At 54.6% G+C, this 3596-nt stretch carries 3 protein-coding genes; 2 read left to right on the forward strand and 1 reads right to left on the reverse strand.

What is annotated here, in order from left to right:
- Positions 1 to 138 precede the first annotated feature (138 nt).
- Both ACPUD7_RS17530 and ACPUD7_RS17535 read left to right on the forward strand, forming a co-directional pair.
- Positions 139 to 930 carry an ATP-grasp domain-containing protein gene (locus tag ACPUD7_RS17530; RefSeq protein ID WP_425120626.1) on the forward strand — a complete coding sequence of 264 codons (792 nt, stop codon included), beginning with the start codon at positions 139 to 141 and terminating at the stop codon, positions 928 to 930.
- Positions 927 to 1907, forward strand: a complete 981-nt coding sequence (locus tag ACPUD7_RS17535; RefSeq protein WP_135448019.1) for an ATP-grasp domain-containing protein — start codon at positions 927 to 929, stop codon at positions 1905 to 1907. Before ACPUD7_RS17530 ends, ACPUD7_RS17535 begins: the two co-directional genes overlap by 4 nt.
- A gap of 237 nt (positions 1908 to 2144) precedes the next feature.
- Here the strand turns inward: ACPUD7_RS17535 and ACPUD7_RS17540 are convergent, their stop codons facing one another.
- Positions 2145 to 3392, reverse strand: coding sequence for a hypothetical protein (locus ACPUD7_RS17540; protein ID WP_425120627.1), 1248 nt, complete (start codon positions 3390 to 3392; stop codon positions 2145 to 2147).
- Between the last annotated feature and the right edge of the window lie 204 nt (positions 3393 to 3596).

Here is a 3596-nt window from a genome sequence, read left to right on the forward strand (position 1 = left end):
TGGTCTGGACGACGCGGATGACGTCGTCGCGGAATTCTTTCGGGTAGGGCTGTGGCATGGTGTCTATCCTTCCAGGCTTGCCTATGAACAAGCCAGATTAGATGTCACCTAACCCTGCATCAGTCCCGTTTGCACCAAATGGCGGCCCTTGATGCTCACCCAGAAAATGATCTTCGGAACATCTTCGAAAAATCTCCCCACGGCATTGTAATCAAACCTAATTCGGGGGCTGGTAGCCGCGACGTGCACAGCATTCAATCCGAACAAGATCTTCAATCGCTAGAACTCACGCCTGACTCATATCTAGTCGAACAACGATTCGCCGGACCTGAATACTCAGTAGAGAGCATCTCATGGGAAGGGAGCCACCAGCCTCTGGTGGTGACCGAGAAGACCACAGGAGGAACAAACGGGCTGGTCGAGACCGGGCACCTACAACCAGCCCAGATTCCCGACGAACATCGCGATCGTCTATTCGACGCTGTACGTACAGTCCTCGACCATGCCGGCTACCAAACCGGTCTCTCACACATTGAGTTCATTCTCGAAGAAGGACAACCTCGACTCATAGAAGCTCACGGGCGAGTCGGTGGAGATTACATCGCTGATCTCATGAAATGGAGCGTCGGCGCTTCGGCCTTTGAAATACTCTTCCGCACACAGCAGAACCAACGTCTACCTGAATCTGAACCAGTCGGCGAACACGCAGCCGTGCACTTCCCAGATCTTCGGCGTTGGTCTCACACCGACCAGCAATGGATTGACCTGATGCACGAAAACAATATGGTCAAGGAAGCCGAGATATTGAAGGACAGAGACAGTCGCGGCGACATTACTTGCTCAGTAGAAAGGCACGCATACGTCATCCTGGCCGGAAACAAGATCGACGACCTGACGCAAGCACTCCAAAACTTGAAGGTGAACTCGTGAAAATCCTCGTCCTGACACTCCAGCGAACGCACTACGAACCCGTCAATAACTACTTCATTCCGCGATCATTGCAAGAGCTCGGGCACGAGGTCGTGCTCGGTGATGTTGACACATTGTCACTGCTAGACACCCAGGTCGTCGCACATACCTCACCCTTTGAAGGAGGAAAAGTGGGCGACCCCCACCCACGCATGACAGTCGTGAGATCCTGCGAGGACTTCGACCTAGTGTGGCTCCTCGAGTATTCACATCCATCACGCGAAAGTGAGTTCTTCCAACTTCTATGGGTGCTTGAGCAACGTGTCACCTTCGTCAACCGGCCCTCATCGGTCTTCTTCATCAACAACAAGATCGGTGTTCTCGGGCTACGTGCCTCGACGCACTTCGCCGGATCCCATGTTCTCCTTCACGAATCGGATGTGAGAGAAGCAATCGCCTCAGATTCTAGTGCCACGTGGGTGTTGAAACCTCCAAACCTCGGATGTGGTGCAGGCGTCTTCCTGGTGCGGAACGACGACCCGAATACCTCAGCGCTTGTTCAATCCGCGACTGGAAACGCCTATCAGAAATATGAGATGCATACTCGGGAAGCATATGGTCAGGCTGAGCAATATACGCTCTTACAGAAATACATTCCGGAAATGGCCGCCACTGAGAATCGAGTCATAGTCGCAGGCGGAAAAGTGGTGGGCGGCTACAAGAAGACTCCCACAGGATCGGAGTTCCGGGGCAACTTCGCAGTCGGTGGAATAGAAACTGAGCTCGAGATATCCGACGAAGCTCGAGAACTATGCGAAGAAGCCGGCCGTGAACTCCAAGAGCATGGGATCAACTATGTCGGGATTGACCTCGCCTTTCCCTACATTGTTGAGTACAACCTCGTGAACCCCGGGGGGATCAGCGGTCAGCTGGCCGCAACGGGGGTCGACATTGGAGTGGAGGCGTGTGCTGCAGCCCTTAAAGGCGCATTGAAATAGATACTCATTCCCTGCCAACTGTAACCTTGAGAAAGTTCCTTCTACTCAACGCTTTGTAGTCGATACGGGGGCAACCGCGCTGGACACGAAGGTCGGCGGGACCTCGGTGAAGAAGTTGAGGTGTTGGGCGGTCTCCGGGCTGGAGGCGGCCGATCTGAGCGGGAGGGGAAGCGCGAGGAATGTGACCGAACTGAGCGGCAGTTTCCCATGGGTCAAGAGCTGTCTGATCACAACCGACTAGCGGCGGGGCGGGAGCCCGGCGGAATCTCCTGAAGCATCGGTGCACTCAGTCGTAGCGCCCAAAATCTTGAGGTCCGTTTGGCGGCGAATAACTGAATCTCTATCGACGACGGTGAGAAAAGACCCAAACCCCAGGCAGTACTGCTCTCGTTTCCACACCACAAGACTCACCGCCAGGATCATCATGGCAGAGTAAATGATCGACAACTCCAGCCCGAATTTGTGAGTTTCCCATACTTGATGACCAATCAGGCCAATGACCAGGATCGCGACGACGTAGCCCGTCCAGCGTTCCACCGATACGCTCCATCGTGCTGCTGCGGAAGCGACCAGTATTGTGACCGATAGGAGTGCCGGATACCAGGCTGTCTCCGCCCCGAAATTTAACAGCCCAATGACAGCAGCTGGAGCCAGCACGATAAGAAGCTCTAGGCAAAACCGCAACAATGTCTTTCCGGAATTTGGTTCCGTGGAGACACTTGCAATGATCGAGTCGTCTGCTTCTCTCAGTGTTCTTACGTACTGTTGCCCAAAAACGCCGAAGGCCGACCAGCCTGATTCGCCCCATGCACGCAACCACCCGAAGACGAGGGCAACGAAATAGGTGACGCCGTAGATCCAGAGAATGCTCCTCGATTCGAGATCTGCATCCGTCATGAACACGAGGGTGATCTGGACCGACACCATCCAGAAGATGGTAAACAAGGTTGGACCCAGCACCCGCGCAGTGACTCGACTTCGTCGCGTTATCCCAAATACACTGCGCACACACAGTACTGAAATCGCGACCCCGAACCCCCACGAAAACACGCAGGCAAGAGCAGTCTTATATGCAAGCTGGTGATAGCCTGCGCAAGTCGCTGCGATCGATGGGATAGCAAGCGTCAAGAAGAAGAACACATACCAAGTACCAGACAAGATTCGGGAGAAGCGACGGGGCCGGAAGGCGTGCTCGTATGCAGCGCGTTCTCTGGCATGCCGTGAGGCTTCGACTCGGCTGAGATCAAAATCAATACCTTGTTGGGTTTGCTGAGCGATTTCGAGCATCAAGAGCAGGCTCAGGAGGCCCGATACGACGGAAGCGGCAACTTCTCCATTTGCGGCAACAACGATGGTAATCACCACTGATACCGCCGCACCGAGAATGCTGAACGAAACTGCTGCTGTGAGCATCGACTGAAGCTGCGACGCGCGACGAACACCATTTTCCAGCGCACGACTGTCACCGTCGGACAGATCGGGCAAGTCTTTGATCCGTTCGTGGAGGTTTCTGGCTGAAACCGCTTGAGCGATAAATATTGTAGCCAGGCACGCAATGACAGTTGAGTATTCGGTGGTGTGAGCGCCACTGACTATTGTGGTTGAGCGCCACCCGATATTGCCTTTCAGCGCCACCGGGTCGTGGCGGTGAGCGCCAGGCCGTCACCCGACGCTCACCGACAATTGGTC

It is taken from the genome of Brevibacterium sp. FAM 24630 (assembly GCF_049804075.1).
GTDB lineage: Bacteria > Actinomycetota > Actinomycetes > Actinomycetales > Brevibacteriaceae > Brevibacterium.